This is a genomic window from Myxococcus sp. MISCRS1, assembly GCF_026626605.1.
GTDB lineage: Bacteria > Myxococcota > Myxococcia > Myxococcales > Myxococcaceae > Myxococcus > Myxococcus fulvus.
Map to the genome: position 1 here is coordinate 4,618,018 of NZ_JAPNKB010000001.1, position 16,254 is coordinate 4,634,271.

At 72.0% G+C, this 16,254-nt stretch carries 12 protein-coding genes; 4 read left to right on the forward strand and 8 right to left on the reverse strand.

From position 1 onward, the window contains the following. Positions 1-2: 2 nt before the first annotated feature. The 4 genes from OWM54_RS18025 to OWM54_RS18040 are packed head-to-tail and all read right to left on the reverse strand — an operon-like array spanning position 3 to position 8,081. Positions 3-4,721 (reverse strand): MG2 domain-containing protein, encoded by a 4,719-nt coding sequence (locus OWM54_RS18025; protein WP_267698309.1) that lies wholly within the window; start codon positions 4,719-4,721, stop codon positions 3-5. Beyond that, entirely contained in the window at positions 4,718-6,340 is a 1,623-nt protein-coding gene (locus OWM54_RS18030; protein WP_267698310.1) for a hypothetical protein, read from the reverse strand. Before OWM54_RS18030 ends, OWM54_RS18025 begins: the two co-directional genes overlap by 4 nt. Further along, a complete protein-coding gene (locus tag OWM54_RS18035; RefSeq protein WP_267698311.1) occupies positions 6,337-7,146 on the reverse strand; it encodes a DUF1175 family protein in 810 nt (269 codons plus the stop codon). The genes OWM54_RS18030 and OWM54_RS18035 overlap by 4 nt, the downstream gene beginning before the upstream one ends. A gap of 32 nt (positions 7,147-7,178) precedes the next feature. After that, positions 7,179-8,081, reverse strand: a complete 903-nt coding sequence (locus OWM54_RS18040) for a DUF2135 domain-containing protein (protein WP_248543256.1) — start codon at positions 8,079-8,081, stop codon at positions 7,179-7,181. Between the two features lie 211 nt (positions 8,082-8,292). On the opposite strand from OWM54_RS18040, the gene OWM54_RS18045 reads away from it, so the two are divergent. Together OWM54_RS18045 and OWM54_RS18050 are read left to right on the forward strand one after the other, a co-directional pair. Next, entirely contained in the window at positions 8,293-9,045 is a 753-nt protein-coding gene (locus OWM54_RS18045) for a hypothetical protein (RefSeq protein WP_267698312.1), read from the forward strand. A gap of 39 nt (positions 9,046-9,084) precedes the next feature. Beyond that, on the forward strand, positions 9,085-9,447 hold the full coding sequence (locus OWM54_RS18050) for a cupin domain-containing protein (protein WP_046710723.1): 363 nt from the start codon (positions 9,085-9,087) through the stop codon (positions 9,445-9,447). A gap of 5 nt (positions 9,448-9,452) precedes the next feature. Here OWM54_RS18050 and OWM54_RS18055 read toward each other — a convergent pair whose 3' ends face one another. Both OWM54_RS18055 and OWM54_RS18060 read right to left on the reverse strand, forming a co-directional pair. Further along, the gene (locus tag OWM54_RS18055; protein WP_267698313.1) at positions 9,453-11,063 is read right to left on the reverse strand and encodes a hypothetical protein; all 1,611 of its coding nucleotides are present in this window, start codon (positions 11,061-11,063) and stop codon (positions 9,453-9,455) included. Positions 11,064-11,216: 153 nt separating this feature from the next. Beyond that, complete coding sequence (locus tag OWM54_RS18060) at positions 11,217-11,762, reverse strand: DUF1579 domain-containing protein (RefSeq protein ID WP_223749848.1); 546 nt, start codon at positions 11,760-11,762, stop codon at positions 11,217-11,219. Positions 11,763-11,836: 74 nt separating this feature from the next. Between OWM54_RS18060 and OWM54_RS18065 the strand changes: the two genes are divergently transcribed. Both OWM54_RS18065 and OWM54_RS18070 read left to right on the forward strand, forming a co-directional pair. Then, the gene (locus OWM54_RS18065; RefSeq protein ID WP_267698314.1) at positions 11,837-12,901 is read left to right on the forward strand and encodes an ATPase, T2SS/T4P/T4SS family; all 1,065 of its coding nucleotides are present in this window, start codon (positions 11,837-11,839) and stop codon (positions 12,899-12,901) included. A gap of 201 nt (positions 12,902-13,102) precedes the next feature. Then, the gene (locus OWM54_RS18070; protein WP_255653505.1) at positions 13,103-13,942 is read left to right on the forward strand and encodes a TonB family protein; all 840 of its coding nucleotides are present in this window, start codon (positions 13,103-13,105) and stop codon (positions 13,940-13,942) included. Here OWM54_RS18070 and OWM54_RS18075 read toward each other — a convergent pair. Further along, positions 13,923-15,419, reverse strand: coding sequence for a DUF4153 domain-containing protein (locus OWM54_RS18075; protein ID WP_267698315.1), 1,497 nt, complete (start codon positions 15,417-15,419; stop codon positions 13,923-13,925). The two genes, OWM54_RS18070 and OWM54_RS18075, sit on opposite strands and share 20 nt — an antisense overlap. Positions 15,420-15,579: 160 nt before the next feature. Further along, the gene (locus OWM54_RS18080; protein ID WP_223749845.1) at positions 15,580-15,999 is read right to left on the reverse strand and encodes an arsenate reductase ArsC; all 420 of its coding nucleotides are present in this window, start codon (positions 15,997-15,999) and stop codon (positions 15,580-15,582) included. Positions 16,000-16,254: the final 255 nt, after the last annotated feature.

Below are 16,254 nucleotides of genomic sequence, written 5' to 3' on the forward strand. Positions count from 1 at the left end.
GACTACAGGTCTCCCGTGCCCTTCTTCGACGGGACCACCTTGAGCGAGTCCGCGGCCGTGCGGCCCCGGATGCTCGCGGCGTACATGTCCTCGATGCGCGCGGGCGGCGCCGAGAACGTGCCGGGGAACTGCGCGCGCAGCACGTAGCCCACCGTGCGCGGGCTGTCGCTCCACCACGCCGGCTCCTCGAAGAAGAACGTCGCGCGCTCCGGGCTCAGCACCCGGCGCTTGAGCGCCTCCGGCACCAGGGGCAGCGAGTGAGGAGGACCGCGGAACGCCTTGTCCTCCTGCAGCGCCACGAAGCCCGCGGGCACCGCGTCCTCCACCACGTAGTACGCCGAGCGCACCTTGTTGCCGCCGCGAGCGTCCATCGTCAGCTCCACGTAGACCTCCTCGCCCTGCGCCACCGTGTCGCCCGCGCCCAGCTTCACCTTCCCTCCCTCGCGCAGCGCGTAGTAGGCGCGCTGCAGCGACATGCCCTCGGACTGCTCGCGCACCGCGGAGAGCGGCGTGAGCGTCGTGGCCTGCAGCGTCGCCACGCCGTCGAAGCCGCCCACGTCCACCGTCCGCGTCCCCGCGGGCAGCGTCGCGACCAGGCCCATGCCGCGCGGCGAGAACTTCACCGCGCCCTTCAGGCCCTTCACCTCCGGCGGCGTCATGCCCTTGAACGCCTTCGCGTCACGCTCCAACAGCCACAGCGAGTGCAACAGCGCCGTGCTCCGGTCGAACGTGGACAGGTCCGGCTCCGACAGCATCTCCAGGATGCGACGGCGCGCGCGGGTGATGTCCAGCGTGCCGAACGACGCCGCATGCGCGGCGATGGCCGTCAGGCCCACCCGGCGCAACGGGAAGCGGAAGAACGCCTCCGACTGCTCCAGCTGCTGGCCCGGCTTGTACGCGGCCAGCGTGGTGAAGCCCTCGGAGCTGCGCTTCACCAGCGCGTTGATGCGCGCCTGCAGCGCCGGTTCCTTGATGACGCCCGCCTTCTCCGCCGCGAGCACCGCCAGCGCCAGCGGGTAGAGCTCCCCAGACTCGGAGGACTCCACCAGCGCGCGCACCCGCGCCGCCTGCTTCGGACCGTCCAGCCGCGCCAGCACGTACGCGCGCGTCGCGTCGTACTCGGGCGACAGGTCCTGCTGCGCCTCCAGCCAGCGCGCGCTCTCCACCAGCCGCGGGTCCGTGCGCTCCACCAGCCCCGCCTCCGCCGCGTACGCCAGGCCGTCCAGCGCGATGAGCGTGAGCGGCAGGCTCGGCGTCTCGTAGCCGCCGAACCACGTGAAGCCGCCGCCCTTCACGGACAGGTTGAGGATGCGCGCGGTGCCCTGCACCGAGCGGCTGCGCGCCTCCGCCAAGAGCGCCTGCGTGTCGGTGTCCAGCTTCGCCACCGCGCCCGCCTGCTGCAGCACCTGGTACACCGCCACGTTCGGCACCGTCGTGGACACCAGCTGCTCCAGGCACCCGTACGGGTACGTGAGCAGCTCACGCACGTTGGACAGCGCCGCGTCGACGATGGACGGCTGGAGCACCAGCTCCACGCTCGCGAGCGTCGCCTCCTTCGCCGCCGGCACCTCCAGCGCGCCGCCACCCCAGGCGCTCACCTTCGCCACGTCCTGAACCGCCGCCGGCTCCACCTGGAACAGCTTGCGGTCCTTGAGCGGGTCCTTCGCGCCCGCCACGTCCACCAGCAGCTGCGCGTCGCCCGTCGCCGAGGCGCGCAGCGTCAGCGGCAGCACCTTCTCACCGCCCTTGGCCAGCTCCACCTTGTGCTGGGACTGGTCCGCCTTCAGCGCGCCCGCCGACGCGAGCTTCACGTCGAGCAGCTGGCTGGCCGGCGACTTCTCCCCCGCGGACAGGCGGATGGAGGCGAGCGCCTCGTCCCCCTCGCGCAGGAACTGCGGCAGCGCCGCGTACAGGTTCAGCCCGCCGCGCGTGGCGAACTCGGAGGTGCTCTCACCGAAGCGACCGGACGTGTCCGCCGCCACCGCCGTCACCACCCACAGCGTCTGGTTGGACGGCAGCGTGAAGCGCACCGTGGCGCGGCCATCGCGGTCCGTCACCACCGACGGGTCCCAGTGCGCCGTGTCCTTCTCCAGGTCCTTCGCCTGACGGTTCGGAGGCTTGATGGACGCGAAGGCATGGTCGGGCAGGCCCGCCATCTTGCGCGCCAGCGCCTCGCCGTAGCCGTAGCCCTGGAACTCCGCCGAGTAGAAGTTGGACACGTTGTTGCGCGCCGGCGGGTAGAAGAAGTCCAGCACGCGCGGACGGAACTCGGACTGGATGGCGTAGACGGCCTTGTCCACCACGCCCACGGAGAGCTGGGCCACCACGCCCTTGCCCTCGTAATCCGTGACGCGCAGGTCGATGGTCTGCTCCGTCAGCGGCGTGGCCTCGGCCCGGCGCGGCTGCAGCTCCACGGTGAGCGTGCGCTCGCGCGGAATCACCCGGAACGCCACCGTGCGCTCCTCCCAGCGGCCCGTCGACGTGGGGTACGCCACGGACGCGTACACCGCGCCGCCGAAGCGCTTCTCCACGTTGAAGCTGTGCACCAACGTGCGGCCCTTGAGCGCCACCACCTGCGTGTCGAAGAGCGTGGCCCCCGCGAGCGTCACCCACACCGGGCCCTCGTCGCGCCCACCCGCGCCCCAGCCATCCGGCATCAGCGCCACCAGCCGCGCCGTGTCGCCCGGCTCCAGCGTGCCCGACAGCGAGGCCAGCGTGAGGTTGGGCACCTGCGCCACCGCCTCGTCCGCCGAGCCGATGACCAAGAGCGACTCCTCGCCCTGCCACACCTCGCCGCGCTTGTCCTTCACCGTCACGCGAGAGAGCACCGCGCCGACGTCGGAGGTCGGCACCTTCTCGCGGTGCGTGCCGTCCGCCGCCGTGGTGAACGAGCGCTTGCCCAGGCTCTTCTCCGAGCCGTCGGCGCGGCGCAGCACGAACTCCACCTCGCCCTGGGTGACGCCGTACGCCTTGCCCGACAGCGTGGTGGCGCGCACCGCCAGCGTCGCCTCGCCGCCCTTGGACACCACCGCGTCCGAGTAGCGCGCGGTGCCCAGCACCTCCACCTTCGACAGGAAGAACGACGTCGTCGAGTTGGCGAACGTCTCCTGGTCATCCCGCGCGCGCACCGTCAGCGAGTACCGGTACGGCAGCCGCTCCTCACCGGGCTTGAGCTCCGGGACCGCCACTTCAATCTGCGCCTCGCCCTCCGCGCTGAACGCGGTGGCGCTCGCCCACGGGTCCTCGCTCGCGCCGCGCTCCGCCACGGAGGAGTACAGCCGCTCGGGCACGCTCAGCTTGCCCTCGGTGCTGGACGCCGAGCCGTACGTCACGTCGCTGCCCTGCCCGCCCTTGCCGGCGTCATCCACCCACGCGGGCGCGTCCAGCAGGCTGCGGTAGAGGAACACCTCGTACTTCGCGCCATCGGGCACGCCGCCCGCGTACCGACGCGCGCGCACCTTCACGCGCAGCGCCTGGCCGGGCACCACCGTCTCCGACTCCGGCTCCGCCTCCAGGTAGAACGTCGGCTTCACGTAGTCCTGCACGCGCGCCTCGCCCTGGTGCGGCTGCCCGTCCAGCTCCGCCGACACGCGCAGCACGCCCGTGCCCAGGTCGTCCGGAACCTTGAGCGTGCCGTTGAACGCGCCGAACTCGTCCACCGACGCGCGCGTGGTGAGGGCCCGGCCCTCCTGCGAGATGAGCTTCACCGTCACCTCGCGCTTCTTCGGCGTGAACAGCCGCGCCAGGAACGTGTCCGGCTGGCGCACCACGCCGCGGAACTTCACCTCGTGGCCCGGCTTGTAGATGGGACGGTCGCTGTAGATGAACACGTCCGGCGTCACCGCCAGCGTCGAGTAGAAGTCCGTGTCGACAATCGCCGTGTCCCCGCCCGCCGACGCCGTGGCGATGATGCGCGGCTCGGTCACCTCCAGCCGCACCTCGCCCTTCGCGTCCGTCTTGCCCGTGGGGCCCTTGCCCTTGGACAGGAACACCTGCACCTGCGCGCCCACCGCGGGCTTCTGGTCCTTGCCCGCCACGCGCACCAGCACCTCGTTGTCCGTCTGCTTCAGCTGCACCGTCAGGTCCGTGACGACCAGCACCACCTGGCCCTCGATGAGGCCCTGCACCAGCTGGAGCACGTAGGTGCCCGCGGGCAGCGGCGCCAGCAACACGCGGCGCTCCTGGAAGCCGTAGCCCCCGCCCGAGCTGAAGCCCGGCACGTTGAAGTCGCGCTCGGCGCCGCCCAGGTCCAGGTTGAGCCACTGGCTGCGCGTCACGGTGAAGCCCGGCGGCACACCCACCAGCTTCTTGGGACCCTCGGACACCTTGGCCAGCGGCTCGCTGGAGCCCGGCACGTCCGCGGCCTCGGGCAGCGCGTCGTTCACCGTGTCGCGGAAGCCCACGTTGAGCGAGTTGAGCAGCCAGTGCCCCGGCAGCGTCACCGCGTTGACGCCGCGGCTGAGCGCGCGGCCCGGGTTGTTCATCGTCGGCGGCGTCTGGTACGCGCGCCGCAAATCCCCCTGGGCGCGGATGAACGCGTCCAGGTTGTCCGGCTTGAGCACACGCAGCTCCACGGGCCCCTTGTCCTCGAAGGCCACGTCCACCGCCACCGGCTCTCCGCTGCCATAGGCGCGCGGCACGGTGATGTAGAGCGGCTTGGCCATCGCCACGCCGGACAGCGCCACCGCCGCCAGTACCGCGAGTCGAGCTACCATCCTCATGACCCGAAACCTCCAGGAACCAACGAATCGCCGCGCACGGTGCCGCGCAGGCCCAGGTACGGCAGCGACTCCAGGTCGCGCCGCGCCGCTTCGATTTCAGGGGGCGTCGCCTTCTGCATCGGCGCGCCACGCCCCACGCGGGACTCGGACAGGTACCCGTCCATGGTGAGCCCGCCGAACAGCCGTCCCAGGTTCACCCCGAAGGACAGCGAGGTGGGCTCACGCAGCCCCGCAACCACCGGCCCCGCCGCCGCGAGCATGCTGGGCTTGTTGCCCGAGCACGACATGCGCAGCGTGTTCATCTCCGACTCGCTCGACGCGAGCACCACGTGATTGCACAGGGTGGCCCGCTGCACGGTGTGGCTGCCGCCGGTGAAGATGGCCTCCAGCGCCGGCGCGTCCTCCGCGCGGCCCCACAGCACCGCCACCTCCTGCGGCAGCGACGCGTCGCCCCGCGGCGTCCACGTCACCGCCACCTGGCGCGTGCGCGTGGGCCCCTCGCCTCCGGACGCCCAGAACGCCTTGAGCGACTCGGCCGTCAGCGTCTCGGGCAGCTTCAGCTGCATGGCCAGCAGCACCGGCGTCTCCTCGGGCACCAGCTTCAGCAGCTCGTCGGACAGGGGCGCCGTGTCCAGGCGCGCGGTGCCCTCCATCAGCGCTCCCGCGATGCCACGGCCCACCAGCCGGTCGCCCTCCACGCCGAACTGCAGGCGCGTGTCCTCGGACAGCCCCAGCACGTGGGTGAAGAGGTGCGCGTCACGGCCGAAGGTCTGCGGCTGGAAGCCCAGCTCCACGTCCACGCCGTCGCTGGCCTCGAGCTTCGGAAGGTCCGCGCACAGGCCCTGGAGCACCGCCACCGGGTGGCGCGCGAAGACGACCCGGTCGGCGACCTTGGCCGCCCACAGCGTCTGCTCCGCCACCAGCCAGCGCTTGAGCTCCACGCCGTCCGCCTTCGGCGCGGGCGTGCCGCCCGGGCACGTCTTCGCCGTCAGCGTGCCGCGGCTCGCCACCGAGTCCAGCACGTCGTAGGCGGAGACCATGGAGGTCCGCGAGCCGGGGACGATGAAGGCGGGCGTGCTCGCGCGCGCGTCACCGGCGAACCACGTCACGCGGAAGGGCGTGTCGCCGAGCTTGCCGAGCATCAGGTCCAGCACCGCGCCCTTGAAGTCGGCCTTGAGGTCCTCGCCGGTGGAGCCGAAGAACGCGGCCCAGCCTCCGACGAAGCCCTGGCCCAGGGGCTGGGAGAGCTGCGAGCGCAGCCACGCGTTGCGCGCCAGCGCGTCACGCACCTTGGCCGGGTGGTGCACGTCCAGCCACACGGCCGGGGGCGCGCCCGAGCCAGGCACCTCCATGTCCGCCGTGGTGGGCTCCGGCAGGCCGTCCACCTCGGGAGGCGGCACGGAGCCGTTGGCGCTCGCGCCGGTGATGAGGGGCGTGTGGGGCGTGCCGTCGCCGCCGGTGGAACCGGTGCGACGGCCCATCAGGAACGCGCCGGCGACCAGCGCGCCGACGACGACCACACCCGCGCCGATGAGCACTCCCTTGGGAGGGCCCGAGCGGGGCGGAGGGCTCGCCGGGGGCGGCGGCGTGCCCGGAGGCGGGCTCGACACAGACGTCATGGCATCCACTCCTTGAGACGGAAATAGCCGACGAAGGCGTTGTTGGAGGGCACGGGGCGCCACTCGCGCGGCGCCTCGTCGGCGAGATTGTGGAGGAGCCCGGTGCGCACCTGGGCGCCCTTCTCCCCCGGGTGGTAGACGACACGCGCTGGCGCGTGGGCCCGGTCCTCGGGGCGCACCACCAGCATGAGATGGAAGACGGGGCCTGAGTCATGCTCGTGGAGGAACGCGAGCACGTCGCCGGTGCGCAGCGACTCGCGCGTGGCGTCGTCGCGGCCCAGCAGCACCAGGTTGCGGCGCACCAGCGTCTCCGCGTCCGCGAAGTCGGTGGGCGCGCCGCGCGCGTCGGTCCACAGCGGCGTCTCCAGCCGCGCGGGGGCGATGCGCTTGTACGCGGTGCGCACGGCGAAGCGGATGAGGCCCGCGCAGTCACGCTGGTCCGGATGCCACGCGGGGTCCTGCTTGCGCACCTGCGCGAGCGCCACCTGCGCCACCTGCCGGCGCAGGAGCACGTCGCGCGACTCGGGCGCTGGGACCAGCACGGCCTGCGTCCCCGAGGTGGCCGCGGGCGTGGAGCCCGCCTGCGGCGCGGCATACGCCACGAGCGGCGCAGAGGCATCCCTCAACGTCGCATGCGACGCAAAGCCCTCTCGCGGTGCCGCGTGCGCCACGAGCGCGGCCGCTTCCCACGGTGCCGCGTGCGACGCGGAGCCCGCCTGCGGCGCGAGCGCGGACACATCCCTCGGCGCCCCGAGGGACACGGGCGCGGAGGAACTCACGAGCAGGATGAGAGGCAGGGCGAGCATGACGGAGGACCGGAGCGCGTCACACGGACGCGTCAGTAGTCGCCCTCGCCGCCGCCGCTGTCGCCGTTCGACTGGAGCTCCTTGAGCGCCTCGGCCAGGTTCTTCGGCCAGCCGGCGCGCGTGGGCTTGGGGTCCGACGACGGCACGTAGACCTCCGCCTGTCCGTCCCCGAGCACGTTCACCCACGCGAGCACGCGCGTGGTGCCCGGCGTCGCCAGCGGGATTCGCACCATGCGGCGAACCTCCTGCGGCGTGCCCTCGAACAGCGACAGGTTCAGCGTGGCCACGGTGTGCGCCTTGTCGCCGCTGGGCCAGTAGTTCGTCGCCACCAGGTACACGCCCTTGGGCGGCGCGCGGTGGATGTAGAGGTACGGGCCGTACGCGGGCTGGTCGAAGTCACCGCCCTGCGAGTTCAGGTAGAACGTCCCTCCCGACGGGCTCGCCGTGTCCGCCCAGTACACGTGCGCCATGGACGAGATGGTGAGCGAGCCATCCTTCACGCTCGAGTCCGTGGGCTCGTAGACGTGCAGGTCCGTGTACACGCCATCCGTGTCACTGGTCAGGATGACCTTGAAGGGCACGGGCGGGACCTGCGCGTAGCTGGTCGCCTGCGCGCGCGCGGTGCCCGCCTGGTTCGTGGCCATCACCGTGACGACGTTCTTCCCGCTCGCCGCGGGGAAGCTGCGGCTGAAGCGCCCGTTGAACGTGCGCATCAGGTAGCGGTCGCCGTTGATGGACACGACGACGGGGTCGATGGTGGCGTCGCTCACCGTGCCCTCGATGAGCATCATGCGGTCCACCGTCCAGCCGCCGGAGGGCGCGCTCAGGCGCACCGTCGGCAGCGTCTTGCCCTTGCCGATGGGCACACCTTGCTGGCGCGGGTTGGCGGCGGGCGGCGTCTGCGACAAGAGCAGGGCGAGGATGACGGGAAGCATCACGCGTCCTTGATAGGAAATGGGCCCGACAGAGGTGTCGGTGACGGGCAGACTGCGCCCCCTCCACCTTCCATTTCAAGTCGCCTGCCAATCGTCAATAGGGGCGGAACCTCGCGGATTTCCGTCGATGCGCGTCATGGGCGCGGGCAGGCAACCACGCGCGCCAGCGCCGACGAGGGCCTTCTGCCGCACCCGGAGTCCAGGCAGACTCATGCCCCTCGACAGGGGGAGCGACGCGATGATTCGAGGGCTTGATCACATCCAGCTCGCCATGCCCCCGGGCGGTGAGCCCCGCGCCCGCGCCTTCTACGGCGAGCTGTTGGGACTGAGAGAGATTCCCAAACCGCCAGAACTCGCGAAACGCGGCGGCCTCTGGTTCGAGCTCCCGGACGGGCGCGGGTTGCACCTGGGCGTGGAGGAGCCCTTCGTCCCCGCGAAGAAGGCGCACCCGGCCTTCCGCGTGCTCACCCTGGACCTGCTGGCCGAGCGCCTGTCCCAGGCGAAGGCGCCGGTGAAGTGGAGCCACGAGGTGCCCGACGTGCGGCGCTTCCACGGCGAGGACCCGTTCGGCAACCGGCTGGAGTTCCAGGAGCACCCGAGCGAGCACAAGCTCACCGAGGACGAGGTGCTCGCCGTGCTGTACGCGCTGGAGAAGGAGGAGGTCACCATCCCGACCGCGCAGCGCCTGCGCGCGGAGGAGGCGCCCAGCGGGGGCGTGCCCTTCGTGTGCTCGAACGGATGGTGCTTCGTCATCTTCAGCGACGCCTTCGAATGGGACTACATCCTGCGCGTCACCGCGCCGGACGGGCGCTGGCTGGAGTTCGCGGACATGATGGGCGAGCCCGGACAGCCCAGTCCCATGCCCCGGCTCGCGGACTACCGGCCGCCGGCCCAGATTGGACTCGACGTGTGGGGGCTGTTGGGCGAGAGCGAAGAGGTGGGTGAGGCGCGCCGCGTGCGGTAGTGTGCGGCCTTCGCCGAGAACCCCGACCCGGAGCGCTCGATGCCAACCCTGATTCCCGCCCCGTTGCGCGTGACAGCCGTGGGCAACAAGCCGAAGCTCATCCACGAGTTCGTGGGCAAGGCCACCACGCGCACGGGTGACGTCAGCGTGGCTCACATGAACAGCCCCGGTGGGTGGGAGGAGCCGGGGCAGCGGCCCGAGTTCAAGGAAATCACCCTGGTGCTCGCGGGCGTGCTGCGCGTGGAGCACAAGGGCGGCGTGCTCGACGTGCGCGGCGGACAGGCCGTCATCTGCGAGCCCGGCGAGTGGGTGCGCTACAGCACCCCGGAGGCCGAGGGCGCCGAGTACGTCGCCATCTGCCTGCCCGCCTTCTCCCCCAAGACGGTCCACCGCGACGACTGAGCGCTTCAGCGCGCGTTCACCATCGTCACGAAGAACTCGCGCAGCGCGCGGAACAGCCGCTGCGTGACGCGCTCGTACCAGGCCTGGTCCTCGTCGGACTCGAAGAACTCGTCGTTCCACGAGCCCATGCCGCCGAACACGTCCGCCAGCGAGCACGCGAAGAGTCCCCGCAGGCGCTCCTCCGACGAGGGGAACACCTGGAACAGCGTCACCAGGGAGAAGCGGCGCTCGAACACGTCCCACGCGCGCTCGCCCAGGCCCTCGGCCCGGAGCGCCTCGCGCACGGCGGCCAGCCGCTCGGGCGTGGCGTCGCGCAGTTGGAAGCCGGTGTTCTCCAGGACGAAGCGCGCCAGCCGGAACGCCTCCGCGAAGGGGGAGCCCTTGCGCGCGGCGAACTCCTCGGTGTCCCTCAGGCTCGACAGCAGCTCCGCGCGGGTGTCCGTCGTCGCGCGCGGCGACAGCAGCGGCGAGCGCGCCACCTTCAGCGCGTTGAAGAGATACATCTGGTAGCGGGCGTCATTGGGTGCCAGCCGCAGCCGCTCGCGCTCCGGAATCATCCCCGGGTCCCGGGCGCGCTCCTCCTTCGTGGGGCCCATGGACTTGACGCGCTCGCGCAAGCCGTCCGGGATGAGGAGCTCCGCGCCGCGCGCCTTGCACGTCATCTGGAGCTCCTCCATGAGGTTGCCCATGGGGATGCCCTGCGTCTTCTCCTCGGGGCCCTCGCGCAGGAGCACGCGCAGGGTCTCGCCGGTGTGAGGGGACTCGCCCTCCGGCAGGAAGCGGTTGAGGTTCTCCGCCGCGCGCGCCCAGACCTGCTCCGCGAAGGGCTGCGCGTCCGTCAGCGTGGCGAAGTCCTTCGCGGCGTCGGGGCTGGTCAGGTACAGGCGCTCGTCGGAGGGCACGAACTCCGACAGGCGCTCCGGGGGCAGCAGGCTCCGCTCGAAGTCGTCCGGGTCCAGCGTGCGGAAGAACGGCTGGAACGCCTCGGTGAGCGCCACTTGCGCGCCGCCGCGGAGCACGGCGGACTGCAGCTCCTTGAGCAGGTCTCCGCCGAGCAGGTCGAACAGCGCGGAGCCCTCGCGCGAGGCCAGGTAGTCGGCCACCTGGGACGGAGCGACGGCGGGGCGCTGGTTCAATAGATTGGAGTCCGTGATGACGCGTGAGAGCGCCTCCAGGACCTTCTCGGGGTGGGGCTGGGCGCGCGCGAAGTCCACGAACTGGCGCGGGGTGATGAGCGACGCGCTGCTGAAGACCACCTCCAGCTGGTACAGGTTGTTGCCGCGCTGGGTGCGCACGTCGAGCACCAGCGCCTCCGAGTTGACGAAGGCCGCGGCCACGTGGTCCGGCATCTCGCCGGGGCCCATGCCGCCCAGGTCCATGGCGCGCACGCTCACCAGCTCCTCGCCGTCGAGCACCTCGCGCCACGCCTCCAGCGGCAGCTCGCGTCCCTCCCTGGTGCGGGCGCCCACCGAGTACGTGCCTGGGACCTCCAACAGCCGCAGCGTCCACCCCGAGCCCAGCTCCGTCTCCAGGCGGGTCAGGACGTCCAGCCACCGCTCCTTCTCCACGCGGAGCAGCGACACGGTCAACGCCAGCACCAGGTCATCCAGCTTCATGCACGTCCTCTCCCGGAACCCGCGGGCCTTCCGGCCCACGCGCCCCTCCCATCACGGGCACCCGTCCCCCTTCGTTATCCCATGCCCTCGCGCCCGCGTGGGCACGTCTGTTCCCCCGAGTGTCGGGCGTCGACGCTCCCGGGGCTGGGGGCGCTAGGCTTGACGGCGGCGCGTCAGGCGGGTCTCCACCGCGCGGTCCTCGCGGCCCTCGGGCCAGATGTTGAAGGACTGGAGGACGAGGGTGTCCGCGTCGGGCTGGTGAATCACGGTGCGCCAGCCCCACTGCTGCTTCTGGGTGACGCCCTGCTCGTCGCACATGCTCGCGGTGTAGCCGCCGAGCACGGACACGTGGCCGTCCTCCCGGGGCGCGCCGGTGGAGAGCATCATGTTCGCGCTCATGTGGAAGCTGTCCACCCAGGCCGCGGTGAAGTGCTCCTCGGTCTTGTCGAAGCCGAGGATGAGCTGGCCCGCGTGCGGCTTGCCCATGGCGGTGGAGTGGTAGTCGACGCGGACGAAGCGGCCGCCGAGCAGCGGTTCGATGCGCGCGTGCGTGCGGGACTCCTCGGGCGTGGCGGTGGGGTCGAACCAGGTACGCGTGGGGCCTTCCCAGTCGCCCGTCATCCGGTGCAGCAGTTGGTGCTGCGGCCCTGCGTCGAACTGCGTCGTGGGGGCGTTGGTGGCGTTCCAGTCCTGGCTCATGTCCCTTCGTAACCCGGGGCCGTCCCCTCGTCACCCTCGCCCGTGTCATCATCGCTGCCCACCCAGGAGCGTCCTTGAGCAACCCCGCCACCTCCTTCGTCGAGCTGCTCTCCGGTCTGCACGCGGGCTTCACCGCCGAGGGCCTCGCCGTCCCCGAGCCCGCGGCCTGGCCCGAGTCCCCCGCCGAGGCCGCGTCGGCGCTGTTCTCCCTGGCTGCGCGCACGGGGACGTTGGTGTTCTCGGTGTGGGCGGACGCGGAGACGGATGAGGCCGGCGCGTCGTTCTTCCTCCCGGTCGCGGACGCGCCTGGGCATGAGGGGTTGCTCGGGCAGCAGCGCAAGCCCGTGCGTCAGCCGTTCGCGCGGCAGCTGCATGCGCCGCTGGCGCGGGCCATCGCGGAGCTGTCGAAGCGGGGGCGGGACACGGCGCGTCCCGGGCGCGGCACGGTGACATCTCCGTTCGACGTGGAGACGGACCCGGAGGTCCTGTTCTGGGTGACGTTCGCGGACAGCGAGGTGGCGCCGAGCATCGTCGCCCATGCGCGAAGCCGGCAGCTGCGCGCGGACCAGCCGGCGTTCTCCACGCTGAGCATGGGACGCGAGGAGGCGGTGTATCTCTCGGAGCGGTTCCTGCGGCTGGACTCGCTGTTCCAGGGGACGCCCGTGGTGTTCTCGGGAGAGAAGGGCACGGGGCGCAGCACGTCACTGCACGCGGTGATGGAGGTGCTGCCGGACTTCACGAATGTGCTCGCCGCGCTGGAGCAGCCGAGGTCGGCGGATGCGCGGCTGGGGACGGCGCGCGTGGGGGAGTCGATGCCGCTCGCGCAGGTGCTGCGCGCGTTCCTGCGGCAGGACCCGGATGTGGTGCTGGCGGACGAGGCGCGGACGGTGAAGGACCTGGAGCTGCTGCTCAACTGCGCGCTCACCGGACACGCCACCGCGTTCGTGCTCGAGGCGGCGAGCCCGGAGGGGGTGCTCGAGAAGCTGCGCGAGGCGATTCCAGGGCTCCCCGTGGCGCCGCTCATCGTCCACCACTCGCGCGAGGCGTCGGGCGCGCTCCGGCGTGAGGTCTACACCGTGCGATACGGCGACGATGGGAAGGGGCTCGTCGAAGCGTGGCGCGCGTCCGCTGGAAGCTGAGGCAACGCGAGCTCCGCGCTCGCCCGCAGCGACTCGTCGGGCACAGGCCCCGGGGGCCGCCAGCGCGTGCGGAGGATATCGTCCCCTCGCCTCGGAGGGCAGCTTCCCTTCACGAACGAGGGGCCCGCCACTAACACGTGTCGGATGGATGGGGCCCTTCGCTAGACTCCGGTCTACCGCGTGAGGGAAGGGGGAATGGTCATGCCGGACGCAAGTCCGAAGGACGGCGCCGCCGACACGAGGCTCTTCGCCTCCGTCGTCGACGCTCGCTCGCGAAGCACCGCCGACACCACACGCACCTTCTGGGTGGCCCCTCTCGTGGTGGCCCTCCACGCCCTCCTCCTCGTCGGCCTCGACAGCATCTGGCACGGCGCCACCCGCGCCTCCACGCTCACGACGAAGGACGAGGACACCCTCGTCCTGCGCCTCCTCGCCGCGCCACCTCCGCCCCCGCCGGCCCCCGCCACCCCCTCCGCTCCGCGCCTCGCCAGCGCCCGGCGCGCCCGCCCCTTCCCCAAGCCCACCCTCTCTCGACCCCAGCACTCACGGCCCGAGACACCGCCCGTCATCGACCCGGCCGTGGCCCAATCCCAGGTCGCCGCGCCCGACACCGTCGCCACCGCCACGCCGGGCGGCGTCTCCGGTGGCGTCGCCGGAGGCATCATCGGCGGCATGGTGAACAGCGTGCTCGTCGCGAGCAGCGCGGGCCTGCTGCCCGTCACCCCTCCCCCGCCCACCGCCGAGCAGCGCGCCGCCTGGGAGGAGGACTACTTCGAGGTGATGTTCCGCGACCGCTTCGAGAACGTGCGCTACCCGCACCAGGCCGCCATGGCCGGCATCGAGGGCCGCTTCGCGCTGCGCATCACCGTCGGCGCCCGAGGCCAGCTCCTCGCCCTCTCCATCGTCGGCCGCTGCCCCCACTACGTCCTCTGCGACGCCGCGATGGCCGCCGTGCGCGAGGCGGCCCCCTTCCCGCCTCCTCCGTCCGCGCTCGGCCCCCGCGTCACCGTGGAGCTGCCCTTCAACTACCACCTGCGCTGACCGGCGCCGGCGCCCACACGCGCAGCGCCCGACACGCACGCCACCGCGCCAGGCTCCACTCCGGCCAGGACACGTCCTCGCACGCCCGGGCCCGGAACTCGTCGCTCAGCAGCCTCGTCGACGACAGCCCCCGCACCAGCTCCGGAACCGCGTCCAGCGAGAGCTCGTGCAGATACCCCACGTCCACGCTCGCCTCGCCCGCCCCTTGCGCCAGCTCCCGCGCCAGGTTGTGCCGGACGATGAGCGCGTCCGGGTTGATGACATTCACCGTCACCACCGCCCCCAGCGCCGCGGCGAAGGCCCCCACCGCGAAGCGCTCCGGCCGCCACCACAGCGTCACGCCGCGCCACGCGAGCACCCCGCCCAGGAACACCATGAACACGTGCGTGAACACCCGCAGCCGCGTGTACCCGAAGGCATCCTCGTACATCCCCAGCCGCTTCATCGCCGAGGCGAGGATGGCCACCGTCAGCACCGTCATCACGCTCGCCGCCACCTGGAAGGCCACCTTCGCCTTCGCCGTCCCGCGCACCGTCCACCGCGCCAGCCCCATGATGAGGCACAAGGTCAGCATCGACACGAGCAGCAGCTCGAAGAAGCCCCGGCGCGCGTACTCCGCATACGAGTACCCCGGCGCCGGCGCCACCGCGTCCCCCACGAAGAGGTACGCCACCTGGAAGCGCACGAACACCAGGAACAACACATCCACCGCGATGAGCAGCGTCAGTGCCTCGGTGAGCCCCAGCCACGCCCGCCCCTCGCCCACCTCCTCCTCGCCTGGCTCCCTCCTCGTCCGGCGCCGCAGCGCGTGCCCCACCAGCGCCGCCGTGACGCTCGCCGAGAACAGCACGCCCGACACCCGCCCCACCCCCTCCTCCAGCACTGTCCCCACCTCCAGCGCCATCACCCGCTCCAGCGCGGAGGCGAACGCCGCGTCCGCCGACCCGAGCAGCAGCAGGAACACCCCCACCACCGGCAGCGTCAGCACCAACCCGCGCAGCAGCGGGAAGACCCCGGGCGCCCTCGCCATCGCTCCGCGCAGGTCCACCGCCTCGCGCACCATCGCGGGCGGCTGCACCAGGCTGCGGAACACCGTGGACACCACCACGCCGGGGTAGTCCCCCAACGCCAGCCGCTCCACGCGGCCTGCGGCCCAGAAGTGCGCCACCAGCGCCAACAGCGCCCCCACCGTCAGCAGGTTCAACAGCTGGAGCCACGGACTGTCGCGCACCGCCATGAAGCCCGCGACCACCAGCAGCGGCGTCAGGAGCCACGTGTTCGGCGCGGCGCGCTGCCAGCCCTCGCGGCCCCCCACCCCGAGCAGCGCGCCCACCAGCGCCAGCACCACCAACGGGAACGACACACCCCAGTGCTCCCGCCCCAGGAGCACCTCCGCGAGCACGCCCACTGCCAGGGCCACGCCGAGCGTGCGCCGGGGCGCGAAGGGCTTCACCCGGGGCCGGACGACGGGCTCCACGGGAGCGGCGCTCCTGGCGGTCGTGGGAACAGCAGGCAAGGACGATGACATGACGGCGCACCCCGGACGGACGTCGGCTGAAGACGTCCGCAGGATGCGTCCTGCCCGTGCACGCCGGGCTTCGGAGCGGGCGAGCGGTCGCCCGCGCCACCTGGCCGGCCTACGTCCCCGGCTGACCGGCCTTCAGCCACCCCTCGCGCTCCAGCAGCCCCACCACGCGGGCGGCCACCTCGTCGCGGATGCGGTGCACCAGCACCTCCGACTTGCCCTGGGGGTCATCCAGCGGCCAGTCCTCGCGCTTGAGCCCCGGCACGCTCGGGCAGGCCTCGCCACAGCCCAGCGTGATGAGCCAATGCGCGTCCTTCGCCAGCTCGTCCGTGAGCCGCTGGGGTCGGGCGCCCGTCAGGTCCAGGCCCGCGTCGCGCATGGCCTCGAGCACCTCCGGGTGCACCTGCTCGCCAGGCTGCGTCCCCGCGGAGATGGCCCGCGCCTTGTCCGGGTCCGCCAGCACGTTGAAGAACGCCGCCGCCATCTGCGAGCGACCCGCGTTCCGCACACAGGCGAAGATGACCTTGTTCATCGCTACGACTCCTCCTGGTCCCTGGCCGCGCCGCGCCCCTCCCCCGCGCGACGCTCGTCATGAGGGCATCCCCTCATGGGCTGCCCCGCGCGGAAACTGACACATCCCGTGAAGGGATGCTCGCAAAGAGAGCGGAAAGGCCCTTGTCTGTCTGTATGGGTTGGTAAGGCCACAGCGGACAGCCCGGGGGTGTCTGCCCTGCCCCATTGGTCAACGCTCGTCTGCGGGACACCGGGCCCCCCGCAGGAGAGGATG

Excerpts from the sequence above, each read along its gene's own strand:
- OWM54_RS18040 (WP_248543256.1), bottom strand. The coding sequence starts at position 8,081 with ATGCTTCCCGTCATCCTCGCCCTGCTCTTGTCGCAGACGCCGCCCGCC.
- OWM54_RS18030 (WP_267698310.1), bottom strand. The coding sequence starts at position 6,340 with ATGACGTCTGTGTCGAGCCCGCCTCCGGGCACGCCGCCGCCCCCGGCG.
- OWM54_RS18060 (WP_223749848.1), bottom strand. The coding sequence starts at position 11,762 with ATGAGCCAGGACTGGAACGCCACCAACGCCCCCACGACGCAGTTCGAC.
- OWM54_RS18080 (WP_223749845.1), bottom strand. The coding sequence starts at position 15,999 with ATGAACAAGGTCATCTTCGCCTGTGTGCGGAACGCGGGTCGCTCGCAG.
- OWM54_RS18035 (WP_267698311.1), bottom strand. The coding sequence starts at position 7,146 with ATGCTCGCCCTGCCTCTCATCCTGCTCGTGAGTTCCTCCGCGCCCGTG.
- OWM54_RS18045 (WP_267698312.1), top strand. The coding sequence starts at position 8,293 with ATGCCCCTCGACAGGGGGAGCGACGCGATGATTCGAGGGCTTGATCAC.
- OWM54_RS18025 (WP_267698309.1), bottom strand. The coding sequence starts at position 4,721 with ATGAGGATGGTAGCTCGACTCGCGGTACTGGCGGCGGTGGCGCTGTCC.
- OWM54_RS18070 (WP_255653505.1), top strand. The coding sequence starts at position 13,103 with ATGCCGGACGCAAGTCCGAAGGACGGCGCCGCCGACACGAGGCTCTTC.
- OWM54_RS18055 (WP_267698313.1), bottom strand. The coding sequence starts at position 11,063 with ATGAAGCTGGATGACCTGGTGCTGGCGTTGACCGTGTCGCTGCTCCGC.
- OWM54_RS18050 (WP_046710723.1), top strand. The coding sequence starts at position 9,085 with ATGCCAACCCTGATTCCCGCCCCGTTGCGCGTGACAGCCGTGGGCAAC.